The sequence below is a fragment of the Streptomyces sp. NBC_01445 genome (assembly GCF_035918235.1).
Taxonomy (GTDB): Bacteria; Actinomycetota; Actinomycetes; order Streptomycetales; family Streptomycetaceae; genus Streptomyces.
The window spans coordinates 6,911,435-6,928,838 of sequence record NZ_CP109485.1 but is presented as its reverse complement, the minus strand read 5'-3'; the positions used below and the strand labels follow the sequence as shown (position 1 = coordinate 6,928,838).

The following is a 17,404-nucleotide window of genomic DNA, read 5'->3' as shown; positions in this document are numbered from 1 at the left end:
TGCACAGCGTAGTCAAGGCTCGTCACGCTCGTCCCATGAACGAGCAAACCGAGCAGCACGCGTACACGCTGCACCTCACCGTCGGCACCCACTCCGCCCGCCACGTACGCCGCATCGTCCGCGCTCTGTGCGAGGACTGGGCGATCCCGGCGGACCTGGGCCACGACATGGCGCTCGGCGTCACGGAGCTGCTGTCCAACGTCGTACGCCATGTCCCCGGCGCGCGAGCCGAGGTGCGGCTGCTCCACGACCCGGACACCGGGCACCTGCGGGCGGAGGTGAGCGACGAGGGGGCTGCGCTCCCGCCGGAAGCACCGCACTCGGCCGACCCGTTCGCCGAGTCGGGCCGCGGCCTCGCCATCGTCTCGGCGGTCGCGACGAAGTGGGGTGTTCAGCCCTTGGCGGTCGGCAAGACCGTCTGGTTCGAATGCGTCGCCTCGTCCGCCTGACCGGTGGCCGCCGCCGTCACCGTCCGCGCCCGGGGCCCCTGGAGCATGTACGTCAGCAGGAAGCCGAGACCGACCACTGTCGCCCCGCCCACCGCGTCGAGCACCCAGTGGTTGCCGGTGGCGATGATCGCGGAGATCGTGCACAGGGGGTGGACGAGACCGATGGCCTTGATCCACCACCTCCGCGCGAACACGACGATCACGAGCCCGCACCACAGGGACCAGCCGAAGTGCAGTGAGGGCATGGCCGCGTACTGGTTGGTGAGCGCGGTCAGCGTGCCGTAGTCCGGCTTGGAGAAGTCCTGGACTCCGTGCAGCGTGTCGATGAAGCCGAGCGCGGGCATCAGCCGTGGCGGCGCCAGCGGGTAGAACCAGAAGCCGATCAGGGCAAGCACCGTGGCGAAGCCGAGCGCCGAGCGGGCCCAGCGGTACTGGGCGGGCCTGCGGACGTAGAGGATGGCGAGGACGGTCAGCGGCACGATGAAGTGGAACGACTCGTAGTAGAAGTTGAAGAACGACTTGAGCCACGGGACCTGCACCACCGCGTGGTTGACCCAGTGCTCGATGTCGATGTGGAGGAACTTCTCCAGGGAGTGGACCTGCGTGCCGTGCGCCTCGGCGGTGGCCCGGCCCCCGGAGTTCGTACCGCCCGTCGCGGCGAGCCTGACCTGCTGGTACGCGTAGTAGCCGACGCGGATCAGCAGCAGTTCGAGCAGCAGGTTCGGGCGGGTCAGGACCCGGCGCCAGAACGGCATGAGCGGGACCCGTGACCAGCGCGACGGGACGGGCTTCGCGTACTCGGTGGGGACGGGCGCGCGGTACTCGGGCGCGGTGCGGGACAGGAACGGGACGAGCGTGGCCGCGGCGACCGCGGCGATCAGCACAACGTTGTCGCGCAGCGGATCCGCGAGCGCCGTGCCCGGCAGCAGCATCCTCGCGGGGAGCGTCGTCACGAGAATGACCGCGACCGGCCACACGTACCGGTCGGACGCCTTCTTGCCGACGCGGCCGACCACGGCGAGCAGCACCCACAGAAGCTGGTGCTGCCAGGTCGTCGGCGACACGGCGACGGCGACGCAGCCGGTGAGGGCGACGGCGAGGAGGAGCTGTCCGTCCTGTGCGTAGCGCACCGCGCGCCGCAGTCCGACGACCGCGACGGCGACGGCGAGGAGCAGGAAGAACCCGATCTCGAGGGGGCCCTCCAGGCCGAAGCGCAGGAGTGCGCCGTGCAGCGACTGGTTGGCGAGCCCGTCGGGGCTCGAACCGAGGCCCGCTCCCGCCAGGTGGTGCACCCAGTACGTCCACGAGTCGTGCGGCATCGCGGCCCACGCGAGGAGCGTGCACGCCGCGAACGTGACGCCCGAGGACACGGCGGCGCGGCGCCGCCCGGTGAACCACAGGAGCGGCGCGAAGAGGAGGACGGTCGGCTGGAGGGCGGCGCCGATGCCGATGAGCAGCCCCGAGCTCTTCTCGCCGCGGGCGGCGAAGCAGCCGAGCAGGACGAGGAGGACCGGGATGATGCTGGTCTGGCCGAGATGCAGGGTGTTGCGCACCGGCAGCGACAGCATCAGGAGGCTGACCGCGACCGGGGCGGCGAGGAGCGAGGTGCGCCGGGTGACGGGCTTGGGCAGGGCGCGCGCGGCGACGAGACCGAGGACGACGACAAGGCCGAGCGTCCCGAAGGTCCAGGCCCAGCCCAGTGCCTGCTCGGCGCCCCGCGCGAGCGGCTTCAGCACCAGTCCCCCGAACGGGGTACCGGTGAACCGGTCGGCATCGTAGAGGGAGCCCTTCACATGGAGGACGCCTTCAGGACCGATCCAGGTCTCCAGGTCCGTGAGCCGTTCCCCGCTCGGGGTGCTCAGGACGGCCACGACCTGCCGCACCGCGAGCACCGCGGCGATCAGCCAGAGGCCCGCCCGGACCATGCCCAACCGCGCTGTCGCGGCCCCCGCCACCAAGGCTTTGCCCGGTCCATGCTCCACGTTTGCCACGCGCCGTCGGCCCTCCCGCCATGCGTACTGTCCCAAGAGGCTCGCACTACCCCCGGGGTGAGACGTAGGCAACCCCCGCTTCACCTGAGCGTCCAACGGTTTTTGACCGGAAGACGATGACGCGGGGCCTGCGGGGTCTGCGTGGTTGCGGTCGAGGGCCGCGACAAAGCTCACAGATTTGTTCGTTTGCGCCGCGCCGGGGCCGGGGCGTCATGCCTGGCAGGACCCACTTTTCCCACGGTGCGCGACGGCTCGAACACTACCCGTAATGATCGCGAATGCCCCTATGGTCGATTTCTGGCCGCCCCGCCGTGGGCGGCTTCGTCCGTGCCCCACGCGGACATGTCCCTGTCCCCGTCGAAAGCAGGCGAGCAGACCCTTGTCGAGTGCTCTAACCGTCGCACCCAGGACCAACGCCCCAGCGAAGGGCGCCTCCCCCGAGGTCACCGTCACCGACCCAGTGCTGGTCAAGCGCGCGGTCAAGGCGGCGGCACTCGGCAATGCGATGGAGTGGTTCGACTTCGGTGTCTACAGCTACATCGCCGTCACCCTCGGCAAGGTCTTCTTCCCGTCGGGCAACCCCACGGCCCAGCTCCTGGCCACGTTCGGCGCCTTCGCCGCGGCGTTCCTCGTGCGTCCGATCGGCGGCATGGTCTTCGGACCGCTCGGCGACCGCGTCGGCCGGCAGAAGATCCTCGCCGTCACCATGATCATGATGGCGGCGGGCACGTTCGCGATCGGCCTGATCCCGTCGTACGCGACGATCGGCGTCTGGGCGCCGATCCTGCTGCTCCTGGCCCGTCTGGTGCAGGGCTTCTCGACCGGCGGTGAGTACGGCGGCGCGTCCACCTTCATCGCCGAGTACGCGCCCGACAAGAAGCGCGGCTTCTTCGGCAGCTGGCTGGAATTCGGCACGCTCGCCGGATACATCGGCGGCGCGGGCCTCGTCACGCTGATGACGGCGCTGCTCTCCTCGGACGACCTGCTCTCCTGGGGCTGGCGCATCCCGTTCCTGATCGCGGGCCCGATGGGGATCATCGGCCTCTATCTGCGGATGCGGCTCGAAGAGACCCCGGCGTTCGCGGCCGAGCTGAAGAACGCGCACGAGTCGGAGAAGGCCCGGCCCAAGGTGAAGGTCCGCGACATGATCGCCGGCCAGTGGAAGGCACTGCTCCTGTGCGTCGGCCTGGTCCTCGTCTTCAACGTCACCGACTACATGCTGCTGTCGTACATGCCGAGCTACCTCACCAGTGAGCTCCACTACGACGAGACGCACGGCCTCCTCGTGGTCCTCGGTGTGATGGCGCTGATGATGATCGTCCAGCCGTTCGCGGGTGCGCTCTCCGACCGTGTCGGCCGCCGCCCGGTGATCGCCGCGGGCTGCGTCGGGTTCCTCGCGCTGTCCGTCCCGGCCCTGCTCCTGATCCGCGAGGGCTCCCTGTGGGCCATCGCCCTCGGCATGGGCGCGCTCGGCCTGCTCCTGGTCTGCTTCACCTCGGCGATGCCGTCCGCGCTGCCCGCGCTCTTCCCGACCCGGGTGCGCTACGGCTCGCTGTCGATCGGCTTCAACATCTCCGTCTCGCTCTTCGGCGGCACGACCCCGCTGGTCGTCACCGCCCTCATCGGGGCGACCGGGAACATGATGATGCCCGCGTACTACATGATGGCCGCGGCCGTCATCGGCGGTATCGCGGTGTGGTTCATGACCGAGTCGGCGCGCCGCCCGCTGCCGGGCTCGCTGCCCGCGGTCGAGCCCTGCGACCTGCCGCAGACCGCGACCGCTACAGCCGCGTAACACCCGGAACCGCGCTCCACCGCGCCCCGTCTGCTCCTTCGCCGCACACGGCACGGACACACGGGGCGCGACATCGGGGGCCGGCATGAGAACCGCACAACCACTGACCATGAGGGCCAGGGCGCTGCTGACAGCCCTGGCCCTCATGGCGTTCCAGATCGCCGCGCTCGTGTCACCGGCGTACGCGTGCGGATGCGGCGCGATGGTGCCGCCCGCGGGCACGGACCTCACCGTGTACGACGAGACGTCCGCGGTGCGCTGGGACGGGCACAGCGAGCAGATCGTGATGAGCCTGTCGGTGAGCGGCAACGTGCGCGACGCCGCCTGGATCATGCCCGTACCGCACCGCGCGTCGGTCGAACTCGGCGACCCCGGGCTCTTCTCGCAGCTGAGCGACGTGACGGCACCGGTCGAGCGGACCCGGCACCACTTCTGGCCCGGCGCCGACGACTGGCCGTTCGACGGCGGGAGCGGCGACGGCGCCACGGCCGGCGCCCCCGCACCCGGCGGCCCCGTCGAGGTGGTCGGCCGCGAGCACCTCGGACCGTTCGACGTCGCCCGCCTCACCGCGACCGACCCCGGCGCACTCGCCGGCTGGCTCGACGAGAACGGTTTCCAGCTCCCCGACCGCCTCGACAACGCGCTGCGCCCGTACGTCGAGCAGGGCTGGGAGTACGTGGCGATCCGCCTCGCGCCCGCCGACGCCGACAGCGTGCTCGGCGGCGCCCTCGACCCGCTCCACCTCACCTTCGCCAGCGACCGCCTCGTCTACCCGATGCGGCTGTCGAAACTCGCCCGCACCGAACAGCACCTGCGCCTGTACGTGCTCTCCGCCCACCGCATGGAGCCGCGCTCCACGATCGGCGGCGACGCCCCGGAGGTCACGTACGCGGGCCGGATCCCGGCCGAGTCCGGCGGGCCACTGCCCGAATTCGCGGGCGGCGAGCGGTACCGCGCTCACCCAGGATTTCCCGCAGCCGTCGCGCATTTACGACGACCATGAACTGCGGCGCACCGCGAGCGACGCCACGCACCGCAGCGTCGTGTGGGACGACGAACTCCTCACCGCCGGGGGCGTCCCGGTGTGGCTGCTCACCGTTCCGCTGCCCGTGACCCTGCTCCTGATGGCGGCCGTCGTCCTCTGGCTCCGCCGGCGGGCCCGTCGGCCGGTGCCGCCCCCGCCGCCGGTGCACGCCCCGCCGCCGCCCGGCTGAATCCCGTGCGGCCCGCCGCCCCGTACGCCCATCATGGGGCCATGGCTGAGCACGCATCCGAAGAGCAGTGGACCGCCGTCGACGACTACCTGACCGGACTCCTCGCCCCCGACGACGAGGTCCTGACGGCGGCCCTCGCGGACAGCGAGGCGGCGGGCCTCCCGCACATCGCCGTCGCCCCGAACCAGGGCAAGTTCCTCCACCTGATCGCCCGGATCCAGGGCGCGCGCCGCGTCCTGGAGATCGGCACGCTCGGCGGGTACAGCACGATCTGGCTGGCCCGCGCCCTCCCCGCCGACGGCGTCCTCGTCACCCTCGAGTACGACCCCCGGCACGCCGAGGTGGCCCGCGGCAACCTCGCCCGCGCCGGCCTCGACAAGATCGCCGAGGTGCGGGTCGGCCCCGCCCTCGACTCGCTGCCCGGCGTCGCGGCCGACCACCCCGACCCCTTCGACCTCGTCTTCATCGACGCCGACAAGGCCAACAATCCGCACTACGTCGAGTGGGCGCTGCGCCTGACCCGCCCCGGCAGCGTGATCATCGTCGACAACGTGGTGCGCGGCGGCCGCGTGACGGACGACTCCGATGCGGCCCCCGACATCCGCGGCACCCGCGCCGCGCTCCAGATGATCGCCGACCACCCGAGGCTGGACGGCACGGCGGTCCAGACGGTGGGCAGCAAGGGCTACGACGGCTTCGCGCTGGCCCGCGTACTGCCGTAGCGTCCGTTCCTGACGCTCTGACAGCCTGATGGGTCATCACATCTCGTGGTAGAAGCCCACGTTGACGCTGCGGGGCTCATTGCGGTCCAGGACCACGACCTCACCGGACGCACCCGGCGCGAGAGCCGCGGCCCCTCCGTACACGAGGGGCCGCGGCTCCCCTCCCGTCAGCGTGAGGCGTACCTCGGACGAGGGCTCGTCGTGCGAGCCGCGCAGCCAGAACACGGACCAGGCGCCGTCCTGCCCGCAGCGGAACTCCAGATGGACGCGCGAGACGAACAGCCAGTCGTCGGGCGTCGCGAGCCGGCACACGTTCCGGTCACGCCCCACGCGCAGCACGGCTCCCGGCTCGCTCGGCGCGTCGGCCATCAGCATCCCGGCCGTCGCACCCGCGTCCGCCCCCGCGACGGAGGCCATGGTCAGCTCCAGCACCCGCACAGCTCCTTCGGTCTTCGCGGCCCGTCGGTACCGGGTCCGCCGACGCCGCATCCTAAGTTGTCCCCTGCCCCTACGGGATGCCCTCTGGGACAATGGGCCCATGACCGAACGCAAGCCACCCGACGTCAGCTTCGAGTCATGGGTCGACAAGCAGATCCGCGACGCGGAGCGCGCAGGAGACTTCTCCCACCTCGCCGGAGCCGGCAAGCCGCTGCCGAGCACGGCCGACACGACGTACGACGAGAACTGGTGGATCAAGCAGAAGATGGCCCGCGAGGGCTTCTCCGTGCTGCCCCCGTCACTCGCTCTGCGCAAGGAGGCCGAGGACGCGCTCGCCGAGGCGGCGCGGGCCTCCTCCGAACGGATCGTCCGCAAAATCGTCACGGACATCAACGACAAGATCCGCGACATGATGTTCAAGCCCCCGCCGGGCCCGCCGCTCGGCCTGAAGCCGTACGACGTCGAGGAGATCGTCCGCGACTGGCACGAGCGACGCGGGGCGCACGGGGCCTGACGCCGATCTCACGCGCCGGTGCGCGAGGATGGGCGCCATGAGCATCGTGAAGATCAACGTCCTGACCGTCCCGGCTGAACAGCGGGAAACCCTGGAGAAGCGCTTCGCCTCGCGCGCGGGCGCGGTGGAGAACTCGGACGGCTTCGAGTGGTTCGAGCTGCTGCGCCCGATCGAGGGCACGGACGACTACCTGGTGTACACGCGGTGGCGCGACGAGGCGTCGTTCACCGCGTGGATGGAGGGCTCCATGAAGGAGGCCCACCAGGGCGGCGCGGACCGCCCGAAGCCTGCGGCCAGCGGGTCCCAGGTGTGGTCGTTCGAGGTGGCGCAGCAGGCTTCGCCCAAGTCGTAGCGGCCTGATCCAAACGAAAGTCCCTAGGAGCGGTCCGCCTCGCGATCCTCCGTGAGCACCAACCAGCGCCGCCCGTCGATGAGTTCGCGGGCGGCGTCCAGGTGTCCGGCGTGGCAGGCGGTCTCGGTGATGACGTGCAGCAGGACGTCCCGGTGGCTGTGCAGGTGCGGCGGTCCGAAGAGGTGGTGCGGCCACCAGGCGAGGGGCGCGTCCGCGGGTGTGGCGGTGATGATCTCGTCCGCGCGGTCCGTCTCGCGGCGGTATCGCTCGAGGACGTCGGCCGCCGGCACGTCCGGGGCGACCTGCCAGGCGTCCTCGGTGGCGTCGAGGCTGTCGATGACGGGTTGATCACCCGTCAGGACCGCCTGGAACCAGAAGCGTTCGACGTCGAGCGCCAGGTGCTGGACCAGCCCCAGACACGACCAACCGGACGGCAGCACGGGCCGCCGCAGCGCCTCGGGGCCGAGCCCGTCGATGATGCCCAGGATGTGGCGGCGCTGTCCGCGCAGGGCGTTGAGCAGCGCCGTGATCTCGCCGGCACCCGTCTCGTCGTAGGTCGCGCCGGTCATTGCCACGTCGGTCACGGGTACGTCCGTCACAGGTACGTCGGTCACAGCAACAGAGCATGTCCGAACCCCGGGTGCCTGTACAGAGCGAAACCCGCTTGCGTCCGGCGCCGCCCCTTCGCCGACAATGCCCGCATGAACTCGCCGTGGACCGTCACCCCTGAGCCGTTCGACTCCGCCGTCGCCGCGGAGCTGTGGCGCGCGTACTACACGGAGGTCAGCGACCGCTGGTACCTGCTGCACGAGGGGCACACGACCGACCCCGACGAGCTGGAGCGCGAGGTCGCCGCCGACACGGGTGCCTATCTCGCCGCGCCGGGCGGGGTGTTGCTGGTCGCGCGGTACCGGGGCGAGCCCGCCGGGACCGCGGGCGTGCGGATGATCGACGCCTCGACGGGCGAGCTGAAGCGCGTCTTCGTACGGCCGGAGATGCGCGGGAAGGGCGGCGGCTCCGTGCTGCTCGCGGAGGTCGAGAGCTCCGCGCGGGGTCTCGGTGCCGAGCGGGTCGTGCTCGACACGCGGGGCGACCTGGTGGAGGCCCGCATGCTGTACGCGCGCCACGGCTACCAGGAGACGGCCCCGCACAACGACGAGGAGTTCGCCGAGCACTGGTTCACCAAGAAGCTCCTCTGACGAGCCTGATGACCAGCCGGGCCCGAAGCGCCTGAGCAGTGGCGTCAGGGGCCGGCCGTCAGGCCGTCGTGCGGGCGCTCCGCGTCCGACCCGCACAGCTCCGCGTTGAGCTCCTCCACCAGTTTCACCAGGTCCGTGGGGCGGTCGGGGCCCCACCAGTCGCCCAGCAGTTCGGCGAGCGACTCCTCGCGGGACGCGGACAGCCGCGCGGCGACCTCGCGGCCCTCGTCGGTGAGGACGAGGTCGACACCCACGCGCGTGGCGAGGCGCCGTTCCTCCACCTGCCGGGCCGCCGCGATGATCACGGGCAGCGGCACGGCGCTGTGTTCGGCGAGCGCCGCCGGCTCCGCCCACCCGTACCGTTTGATGCGCAGCAGGAGCCAGCTCGCGGCGGGCAGCAGGTCGTAGCCCGCCCGTTCGGTGATCTTCTCGTAGATCTCGCGGCGCCCCTCCCGGGTGCCGAGCACCGACAGGGCACGCGCCACCTCGTCGTGCGACGAGCGCTGTACGGGGTTGCTGGCCAGGGTCTCCGTCCCGTCCGGCGCGGTGACCGAGCCGCGCAGCGTGTCCTCACGCAGGAACCAGGCCAGTACGAAAGCGACGAGGGCGACCGGGGCGGCGTAGAGGAAGACGTCCGTGATGGACGACGCGAAGGCGTGCAGGACCGGTCCGCGTACGGCGGGCGGCAGGCCGCCGATGCCTCGTGGGTCCGACTGGAGCGCGTTCACGTCGACGCCGGGCGGCAGGCTGCGGCCTGCGAGGGCGTCCGTGAGTTTGTCGCCCAGGCGGCTCGAGAAGATCGTGCCGAAGATCGCGACGCCGAAGGAGGCGCCGATGGAGCGGAAGAACGTCGCGCCGGAGGTGGCGACGCCCAGGTCCTCGTACGAGACGGCGTTCTGCACGATCAGGACGAGGACCTGCATGACGAGGCCGAGGCCCAGGCCGAAGACGAAGAAGTAGGCGCTCATCTCGCCCGTCGAGCTGTTCTCGTCGAGCTGGTGCAGGAGGAGCAGACCGAGGGTGGTGACGCCGGTGCCGACGACGGGGAAGACCTTCCAGCGGCCCGTACGGCTGACGATCTGGCCGGACACCGTCGAGGAGAGCAGCAGTCCGATGACCATCGGCAGCATGTGCACGCCCGACAGCGTCGGCGAGATGCCCTGGACGACCTGGAGGAACGTCGGCAGATACGTCATCGCGCCGAACATGGCGAAGCCGACGACGAAGCTGATCACCGCGGAGAGCGTGAACGTGCGGATGCGGAACAGCTTCAGCGGCAGAACCGGCTCGGCGGCCCGCCGCTCGACCTGGACGAACACCACCGCGAGGACCACACCGAGTACAGCTAGGCCGATGATCTGCGCCGAGTCCCAGGCCCAGGTCGTTCCGCCGAGCGAGGCGACCAGGACCAGGCAGGTCGCCACGGCGGCGATCAGGAAGGTGCCGAGGTAGTCGATCGTGTGCTTGGCGGAGCGTACGGGGATGTGGAGCGTGGTCGCGATGACGACGAGCGCGACGACGCCGATGGGCAGGTTGACGTAGAAGACCCAGCGCCAGCTGAGGTGTTCGGTGAAGAGCCCGCCGAGCAGCGGGCCCAGCACACTCGTCGCGCCGAAGACGGCACCGAACAGACCCTGGTACCTGCCCCGGTCACGGGGCGGGACGATGTCGCCGACGATCGCCATGGACAGGACCATCAGTCCGCCACCGCCCAGTCCCTGGAGGGCGCGGAAGCCGATCAGCTGCGGCATGTTCTGCGCCATGCCGCACAGTGCCGAGCTGATCAGGAAGATCACGATGGCGATCTGGAAGAGCTTCTTGCGGCCGTACTGGTCGCCGAGCTTGCCCCACAGGGGCGTGGCGGCCGTCGACGCCAGCAGGTACGCGGTCACGACCCAGGACAGGTGTTCAAGGCCGCCGAGGTCGCTCACGATGGTCGGCAGCGCCGTCGAGACGATGGTCTGGTCGAGCGCCGCGAGAAGCATGCCGAGCAGCAGCGCACCGATCGAGACCATCACGCTGCGGGGGGCGTGGCCGCCGCCGATCGTGGAGCTGGTGCGGTCAACGCCGGGGCCTGCCGTCAGGTCCGTGCGGGGAAGGCCCCCGCTAGCGTCCTGGGTCATGGACACCTCCTGAGACACCGCGCCGGACACTGCCGGCGGGGGCTCTGCCATGTACCAGGATGGTGGGTGAGTCCCGGTTTGGCCTGTTGAGGCCGGGGCGCTCAGGAGGGGTCCGGCGGCGCGGGCCCGGCGGATGGCGCGGCGCGGGGCTCGCCGATACAGACACAGGGGTGTGGGGCTGTCCGATACAGGGGCGCGGGCTAGCCGATGTGCAGCAGGATCTCTCCGGCGGCGCCCGCCTCGACCCGTACCTGCGTCAGGTCGTCCACGACCACCGTGGGGCCGTGCGCGCCCGCGCGGGGGCCGACGCCGACGACGCGCATCCCGGCGGCGCGGCCGGCCGCGATCCCGGCCTCCGAGTCCTCGAAGACGACACAGTCGGCCGGGTCGATGCCCAGCTCGGCGGCGCCCTTGAGGAACCCCTCGGGGTCGGGCTTGCTGGCGCCGACGCTCTCGGCGGTGATGCGCAGGTCGGGCTGGGTGAGACCGGCGGCGGCCATGCGGCGGGTGGACAGGGCCACGTCGGCCGAGGTCACCAGGGCGTGCGCGAGACCGCCCTCGCGCAGGGCGGCCATGAACTGTGCGGCGCCCGGCACGGGGACGACGCCGTCGATGTCGGCGGTCTCCTCGGCGAGCATGCGCGCGTTCTCGGCGTGGTTCTCGGCCATGGGGCGGTCGGGCAGGAGGAGCGCCATGGACGCGTAGCCCTGACGGCCGTGGACCACCTTCATGACCTCGACGGCGTCGAGCCCGTGGAGGGCCGCCCAGCGGTGCCAGCAGCGCTCGACCACCGCGTCGGAGTTGACCAGCGTGCCGTCCATGTCGAGCAGAAGGGCGCGGGCGGACAGAACAGTGGTGGCCGTCATCGGCAGGGTCCTCCAGGCGTAGGAACAAGGTGACCCCGCCCACCGGTCAGGGTGAGTGGGCGGGAGCCACTTTGTTCCTCAACTGTACAAAACAGGGTGGCGACTACGCCAACGGCCCTGGTCAGGGCCGGATCCACGGCTTACGCCACCGCTTCGTAGAGGCTCCACACGCCCATGCCGAGCATCAGGACCGCGGCGATCTTCGTGATGAGCGCGAGCGGCACCCGCTTCATCAGCGCCTTGCCGCCGACGATGCCGAGGCCCCCGACGGCCCACAGGGCGAGGACGGCCCCGAGGCCGACGGAGAGCGGGTTGTCGTAGCGGGCGGCGAGGTTCGCGGTCATGATCTGCGTCAGGTCACCGAACTCCGCGACGAGGATGAGCATGAAGCCCGCGCCGGAGACCTTCCAGAAGCTCTGGTCCTTGGGCCTCCGGACCTCTTCCTCCTCCTCGTCCTTCTTCATCAGGAGGACGGCCGCGCCACCGAGGAACAGCACACCGGTCAGGGCGTGCACGAGCTGCTGCGGCAGCAGGGTCAGGACGCTGCCCGCGGCGACGGCGAGCGCGACATGGACGGCGAAGGCGGCGGCGACACCGGCGAAGACGTACGAGGCGCGGTAGCGCGTGCCGAGGACGAGTCCGGCGAGCGCGGTCTTGTCGGGGAGTTCGGCCAGGAAGACGATGCCGAAGACGACCGCCATCACGCTGATGCTGATCAAGATTCCTCAATCGGTCGGGCTGCCCCGCCGAGAGTCACGTAGTCCTTTACGACACCTCGGCACGGCAGCGCTCAGGTGCGTACACAGGTGTGCACGCAGTTGAATCACTGCTTTGCCGAAGGTCTCGCTGGCCGGACCGGGTGTACGGGTCCTGCCTCCGGGCGCCGGCTCAGAACGAGCTGAGCAGTATGTCGACGGTCCGGCGAAGAGCTACTCCCCTTCTGCGCCGTCCATCGTACGCGAACTGCTGAGCGAATCGACATGACCCGCGTCACGCCCGGACGCGCCGCCCCGGTACCACCGGCCCGCACCCCAAGTCACGCCCGCTCCCCAGAAGTCACGTCCGCCCCCTTGATGTGTACGCGTCGTTGACGCGACCCTGTCACTCGGCGCACATCTCCCGGAAACCCCGGAGCGCCAGCATGGCCGGGCCCGCTCGGCCAACTTCCCCCCACTTCAAGGGAGTTCACATGCGCATGTTCTACGCGCGTCGACGCACCGCCGCACTCGGCGCCGTCACCGCCGTCGTCTCCGCTCTCACCCTGCTGAACGGCCCGGCGGCGCAGGCCGCTCCCCCTACCCCGGTCAGCGGCGCCACCGCCCGCACGTACCTCTCCGAGCTCACAGTCAAGGCCGAGGGCTCCTCCGACGGCTACAGCCGCGACCTCTTCCCGCACTGGATCACCCAGTCCGGCGCCTGCAACACCCGTGAGGTCGTCCTCAAGCGCGACGGCACGAACGTCTCGCAGGACTCCAGCTGCGCGGCCACGTCCGGCAGTTGGTACTCCGAGTACGACGGCGCGACCTGGAGCGCGGCGGCCGACGTCGACATCGACCACATCGTCCCGCTCTCCGAGGCCTGGAAGTCCGGCGCCAACGCCTGGACGACCGCGCAGCGCCAGGGCTTCGCCAACGACCTCACGCGGCCTCAGCTCATCGCCGTCACGGACAACGTCAACCAGTCCAAGGGCGACCAGGACCCGGCCAAGTGGATGCCGTCGCGCACCGCGTACAAGTGCACCTATGTCCGCATGTGGGTGCAGGTGAAGCACTACTACAACCTCTCGGTGGACTCCGCCGAGAAGAGCGCGCTGACCTCGTACCTCAGCGGCTGCTGACCCCTGGGGCCGAAGACCTGGATCCCGGCTTCCCGGAACCACCCCGCCGGTCTCCGTCGTTCCGTACCGTACGGGGCGACTGAGGAGGCTGATCACGTGGCACGGCTGCGACTTGGACCGCTGCTGAGATACGTGGACGAGTCGTCGGCGACCGTCTGGGTCGAGGCGAGCCGTCCGTGCACCGCCGAAGTGCGCTGCGCGGACGGCTCGTCCGGCCGTGCCCGCACGTTCCAGATCTGCGGCCACCACTACGCGCTGATCCCGGTGACCGGCCTCACGCCGGGCAGCGCGACAGCCTACGAGGTGCTGCTCGACGGCGTCCAGGTCTGGCCGCTCGCCGACTCGCCCTTTCCGCCGAGCACGATCCGCACGCCCGCGTACGACGACGCGGCCCGCCCCGTCCGCATCGCGTTCGGCTCGTGCCGCTGGGCCGCGCCGCCCGCCGACGGCCACGACCCCGTCGGCCCGGACGCCCTGGACACGCTGGCCACCGAACTCGCCGCCGCGCCCGACGCCGAGCGCCCCGATGTACTGCTCCTGCTCGGCGACCAGGTCTACGCGGACGAGACCTCACCGGCGACCCGCCGCTATCTCGCGGCCCGCCGCGACCTGCGCGACGCCCCGGGCAACCAGGTCGCGGACTACGAGGAGTACACCCGGCTCTATTACGAATCCTGGCTCGACCCCGATGTGCGCTGGCTGCTGTCCACTGTCCCCTCCTGCATGATCTTCGACGACCACGACGTCATAGACGACTGGAACACCAGCGCCTCCTGGCTCGCGGAGATACGGGCCACCGACTGGTGGAACGAGCGGATCCTCAGCGGCCTCATGTCGTACTGGGTCCATCAGCACCTGGGCAATCTGGCGCCCCCCGAACTGGCCGCCGACCCCGTGTACGCGGCGGTGCGCGCGGACCCCGACGGGACGGACGTGCTCAGGGAGTTCGCCGCCCGTGCCGACGCCGACGCGACCTCCGTGCGATGGAGCTACCGGCGCGACTTCGGCCGCGTACGGCTCCTGATGGTCGACACGCGGGCCGCCCGCGTGCTGGCCGAGCCGGACCGGTCGATGCTCGATCCGACGGAGGCGGCGTGGCTGCGGGAGCAGTCGCTGGAGTCCCCCGGCGCGTACGACCATCTCCTCATCGGGACGTCACTTCCCTGGCTGCTGCCGCATCTCGTGCACGACGCCGAGGGGTGGAACGCCGCGCTGTGCAGGGGCGAGCGCGGCGCGCGGTGGGCCCGGCTCGGCGAAAAGCTGCGCAGGCGGGCCGACTTGGAGCACTGGGCCGCGTTCCCCGCGTCGTTCGACGCCCTGACGGAGCTGATCGCCGAGGCGGGCGGTGGCGAGGGCGCGCCGGCGACGGTGTGCGTGCTCTCCGGCGACGTCCACCACGCGTACGTAGCCGAACCCGCCTGGCCCGACGGCGCACCGGCCCCGGCCGCGCGCGTCCTCCAGCTGACCTGCTCGCCGCTGCACAACTCCATCCCCGGCTCGATAAAGCTCGGGTTCCGCCTCGGCTGGAGCGGCTTCGGCCGCGCCCTCGGCCGGCGCTTCGCCCGGCACGGCCGGCTCACCACTCCCCCGGTCTCCTGGCGCAAGACGGGCGGGCCCTGGTTCGGCAACCAGCTGATGACACTGACGCTGCGAGGTCGCGCGGCGCGACTACGGCTCCAGGAGGCACAGCCGGTGCCGGGCGGAAAGCCCGGGCTGCGGGAGGCGGCGGACATCGTGATGAGTGAGTGACCGTACCGAGTCGGTGACCGTACCGAGTCAGTGACCGTACTGAGTGAATGTCGTGAATGACCGTGCGTGACCAGGCCTGTCGCCCACGGGGCCGCCCGGTGAAGATACGGCGCACACCCGGACTCCGCTCTTCCCTTGACAGGGCGACCCGGCATGATGAGCGGACGTTCCGCTTCCAGCAGCCCCACATGCCCCTGGAGTCCCTCTTTGTACGCAGTGTGCTCGGCGCCGGCCGCAGCGATAGTCGGCGCGGGCCCGCGCGGCACCAGCGTCCTCGAACGACTCTGTGCCTCCGCCTGCGAGCTCCTGCCGCCCGGCGCCCGCCTCACCGTCCACGTCGTCGATCCGGCGCCGCCGGGAGCGGGCAGCGTCTGGCGGACATCGCAGGCACCCGAACTCCTGATGAACACCGTCGCCTCACAGGTCACGCTGTTCACCGACGACAGCGTGGACTGCTCGGGTCCGATACGCCGGGGCCCGAGCCTGCACGAGTGGGCCCAGCGCCAGGGACTCCCCCTCGGCCCCGACGACTACCCGTCCCGCGCCCTCTACGGCGAGTACCTGGAATGGGTGTTCGCCGACACCGTGGGCTGCGCGCCCGACGCCATACGCGTTCAGGTACACCGGGCGCGAGCCGTGCGCCTCGACGACGCGGACGACGGCCGCCAGACCCTCGTACTCGACAACGGGCAGGAACTGACCGGCCTGTCCGCCGTCGTCCTCGCCCAGGGCCATCTGCCCGCGGCGCCGAGCCCCGCACAGACGCGCCTCACCGAGTACGCGCTCCACCACGGCCTGCGCCACGTGCCGCCCGCCAACCCGGCCGACCTGGACCTCTCCGCCCTCGCCCCGGGTGAAGCCGTCGTGCTGAGGGGCCTCGGCCTCAACTTCTTCGACCACATGGCGCTGCTCACCGAGGGCCGCGGCGGACGCTACCGCCGCACGTCCGCGGGGGAGTTGCGGTACAAGCCCTCGGGCCGCGAGCCGCGTTTGTACGCCGGTTCGCGCCGCGGCATCCCGTACCAGGCGCGCGGTGACAACGCCAAGGGCGCGTACGGGCGTCACGAACCGGCCGTCCTCACCGCCGAGGTCATCGCGCGCTTCCGCAAGCGCGCGGACTCGGGGGACGCGCCGGACTTCCTCGGCGAGATCTGGCCGCTCGTCGCGAAGGAGGTGGAGACCGTCTATTACGAGACACTGCTGCGTCGCGCGGGCGCGGGGGACGCCGGTTTCCGCGAAGGCTTCCTCGCCGCGCCGCACCAGAGCTCCGAAGAGGCCGACGTCCTGTACGAGTTCGGGATTCCGGAGGGTGTCCGCTGGTCCTGGGATCGCATCTCCCGGCCGCACGCGGAGCTGCACTTCGGCTCGCCCGACGCGTGGCGGACCTGGCTCCTGGCCCATCTGCGCGAGGACGCGGCGCACGCCGCGCTCGGCAACGTGGACGGCCCCGTGAAGGCCGCCCTTGACGTGCTGCGCGACCTGCGCAACGAACTGCGCCAGGCCGTCGACCACGGCGGGATCGGCGGCGGCTCGCGCCGCGACCACCTCGACCGCTGGTACACCCCGCTCAACGCCTTCCTGTCGATCGGCCCGCCCCGGCGGCGCATCGAGGAGATGACCGCGCTCGTCGAGTCCGGCGTCCTGACGGTGATCGGGCCGCGCCTCGACGTGCGGACCGAAGACGGCGTTTTCGTCGCGCACTCGCCCGATGTGCCCGGATCATCCGTGAGAGCCACCACACTCGTCGAGGCGCGGCTGCCGGAGACGGACGTGGCGCGCACCGGCGACCAACTGCTCACCGGGCTCCTGAAGACGGGCCACGTCCGGCCGCACACACTCGACGGTTACGTGACGGGCGGGGTGGACGTGACACCGCGCCCGTACCGCCTGATCGACCGTCAGGGCCGGCCACACGCACGGCGGTTCGCGGTCGGCGTGCCCACGGAGGGGGTGCACTGGGTGACCGCGGCGGGCGCTCGCCCGGGAGTGGATTCGGTGACCTTGTCGGACGCGGACGCGGTCGCGCGGGCGGCCCTGCGGACGGCCGCCGAGGACCGTACGGAACCCGGCACGGAGTGCCAATCATGGCCAAATGTTGAACTTGCAAGCGTTGATTAGGGTCCCCTAACCTGTGGCCTCCATCGGTTCGTCCCCA

Annotated in this window: 17 protein-coding genes; 11 read left to right on the top strand and 6 right to left on the bottom strand. The window is 71.1% G+C overall.

Translation table 11 applies throughout. The annotated features are described in order from the left end of the window. Positions 1-35 precede the first annotated feature (35 nt). A complete protein-coding gene (locus tag OG574_RS31485) occupies positions 36-449 on the top strand; it encodes an ATP-binding protein (RefSeq protein ID WP_326775959.1) in 414 nt (137 codons plus the stop codon). Here OG574_RS31485 and OG574_RS31480 read toward each other — a convergent pair. Beyond that, positions 392-2,440, bottom strand: coding sequence for a bifunctional glycosyltransferase 87/phosphatase PAP2 family protein (locus OG574_RS31480; RefSeq protein ID WP_442816861.1), 2,049 nt, complete (start codon positions 2,438-2,440; stop codon positions 392-394). The genes OG574_RS31485 and OG574_RS31480 overlap by 58 nt on opposite strands. 379 nt (positions 2,441-2,819) lie before the next feature. Here OG574_RS31480 and proP point away from each other — a divergent pair, with 379 nt between their 5' ends. From proP to OG574_RS31465, 4 genes are all read left to right on the top strand, one after another. After that, on the top strand, positions 2,820-4,235 hold the full coding sequence (gene proP / locus OG574_RS31475; RefSeq protein WP_442816860.1) for a glycine betaine/L-proline transporter ProP: 1,416 nt from the start codon (positions 2,820-2,822) through the stop codon (positions 4,233-4,235). An 85-nt stretch (positions 4,236-4,320) separates the two neighbouring features. After that, entirely contained in the window at positions 4,321-5,238 is a 918-nt protein-coding gene (locus tag OG574_RS31470) for a DUF2330 domain-containing protein (protein ID WP_442816859.1), read from the top strand. Between the two features lie 40 nt (positions 5,239-5,278). Continuing rightward, positions 5,279-5,449 (top strand): hypothetical protein, encoded by a 171-nt coding sequence (locus OG574_RS52780; RefSeq protein ID WP_442816858.1) that lies wholly within the window; start codon positions 5,279-5,281, stop codon positions 5,447-5,449. Positions 5,450-5,490: 41 nt separating this feature from the next. Beyond that, a complete protein-coding gene (locus OG574_RS31465; RefSeq protein ID WP_326775958.1) occupies positions 5,491-6,171 on the top strand; it encodes an O-methyltransferase in 681 nt (226 codons plus the stop codon). Between the two features lie 36 nt (positions 6,172-6,207). Here OG574_RS31465 and OG574_RS31460 read toward each other — a convergent pair whose 3' ends face one another. After that, positions 6,208-6,603: an FHA domain-containing protein gene (locus OG574_RS31460; RefSeq protein ID WP_100591970.1), complete on the bottom strand. Its 396-nt coding sequence runs from the start codon at positions 6,601-6,603 to the stop codon at positions 6,208-6,210. 106 nt (positions 6,604-6,709) lie between these two features. Between OG574_RS31460 and OG574_RS31455 the strand changes: the two genes are divergently transcribed. Next, complete coding sequence (locus OG574_RS31455) at positions 6,710-7,123, top strand: J-domain-containing protein (protein WP_326775957.1); 414 nt, start codon at positions 6,710-6,712, stop codon at positions 7,121-7,123. 37 nt (positions 7,124-7,160) lie between these two features. Beyond that, on the top strand, positions 7,161-7,475 hold the full coding sequence (locus OG574_RS31450) for an antibiotic biosynthesis monooxygenase family protein (RefSeq protein WP_100591968.1): 315 nt from the start codon (positions 7,161-7,163) through the stop codon (positions 7,473-7,475). Positions 7,476-7,498: 23 nt separating this feature from the next. On the opposite strand, the gene OG574_RS31445 is transcribed toward OG574_RS31450, so the two are convergent. Next, positions 7,499-8,050, bottom strand: a complete 552-nt coding sequence (locus OG574_RS31445; RefSeq protein ID WP_442816939.1) for a DinB family protein — start codon at positions 8,048-8,050, stop codon at positions 7,499-7,501. 126 nt (positions 8,051-8,176) lie between these two features. Here OG574_RS31445 and OG574_RS31440 point away from each other — a divergent pair, with 126 nt between their 5' ends. Further along, entirely contained in the window at positions 8,177-8,674 is a 498-nt protein-coding gene (locus tag OG574_RS31440) for a GNAT family N-acetyltransferase (protein ID WP_326775956.1), read from the top strand. Between the two features lie 44 nt (positions 8,675-8,718). Here the strand turns inward: OG574_RS31440 and OG574_RS31435 are convergent, their stop codons facing one another. The 3 genes from OG574_RS31435 to OG574_RS31425 all read right to left on the bottom strand — a co-directional run bounded on the left by OG574_RS31435 (position 8,719) and on the right by OG574_RS31425 (position 12,382). Further along, positions 8,719-10,689 (bottom strand): MDR family MFS transporter, encoded by a 1,971-nt coding sequence (locus tag OG574_RS31435; protein WP_234374189.1) that lies wholly within the window; start codon positions 10,687-10,689, stop codon positions 8,719-8,721. Between the two features lie 308 nt (positions 10,690-10,997). Continuing rightward, complete coding sequence (locus OG574_RS31430; protein WP_326775955.1) at positions 10,998-11,663, bottom strand: HAD-IA family hydrolase; 666 nt, start codon at positions 11,661-11,663, stop codon at positions 10,998-11,000. Positions 11,664-11,803: 140 nt separating this feature from the next. Continuing rightward, positions 11,804-12,382, bottom strand: a complete 579-nt coding sequence (locus OG574_RS31425) for a TMEM165/GDT1 family protein (protein WP_326775954.1) — start codon at positions 12,380-12,382, stop codon at positions 11,804-11,806. A gap of 470 nt (positions 12,383-12,852) precedes the next feature. Here OG574_RS31425 and OG574_RS31420 point away from each other — a divergent pair, with 470 nt between their 5' ends. The 3 genes from OG574_RS31420 (at position 12,853) to OG574_RS31410 (ending at position 17,367) form a co-directional block, all read left to right on the top strand. After that, positions 12,853-13,500 (top strand): HNH endonuclease family protein, encoded by a 648-nt coding sequence (locus OG574_RS31420; RefSeq protein ID WP_100591963.1) that lies wholly within the window; start codon positions 12,853-12,855, stop codon positions 13,498-13,500. Between the two features lie 96 nt (positions 13,501-13,596). Then, positions 13,597-15,249: an alkaline phosphatase D family protein gene (locus OG574_RS31415; RefSeq protein ID WP_326775953.1), complete on the top strand. Its 1,653-nt coding sequence runs from the start codon at positions 13,597-13,599 to the stop codon at positions 15,247-15,249. Between the two features lie 156 nt (positions 15,250-15,405). Next, positions 15,406-17,367 carry an FAD/NAD(P)-binding protein gene (locus OG574_RS31410; RefSeq protein WP_398374512.1) on the top strand — a complete coding sequence of 654 codons (1,962 nt, stop codon included), beginning with the start codon at positions 15,406-15,408 and terminating at the stop codon, positions 17,365-17,367. Positions 17,368-17,404: the final 37 nt, after the last annotated feature.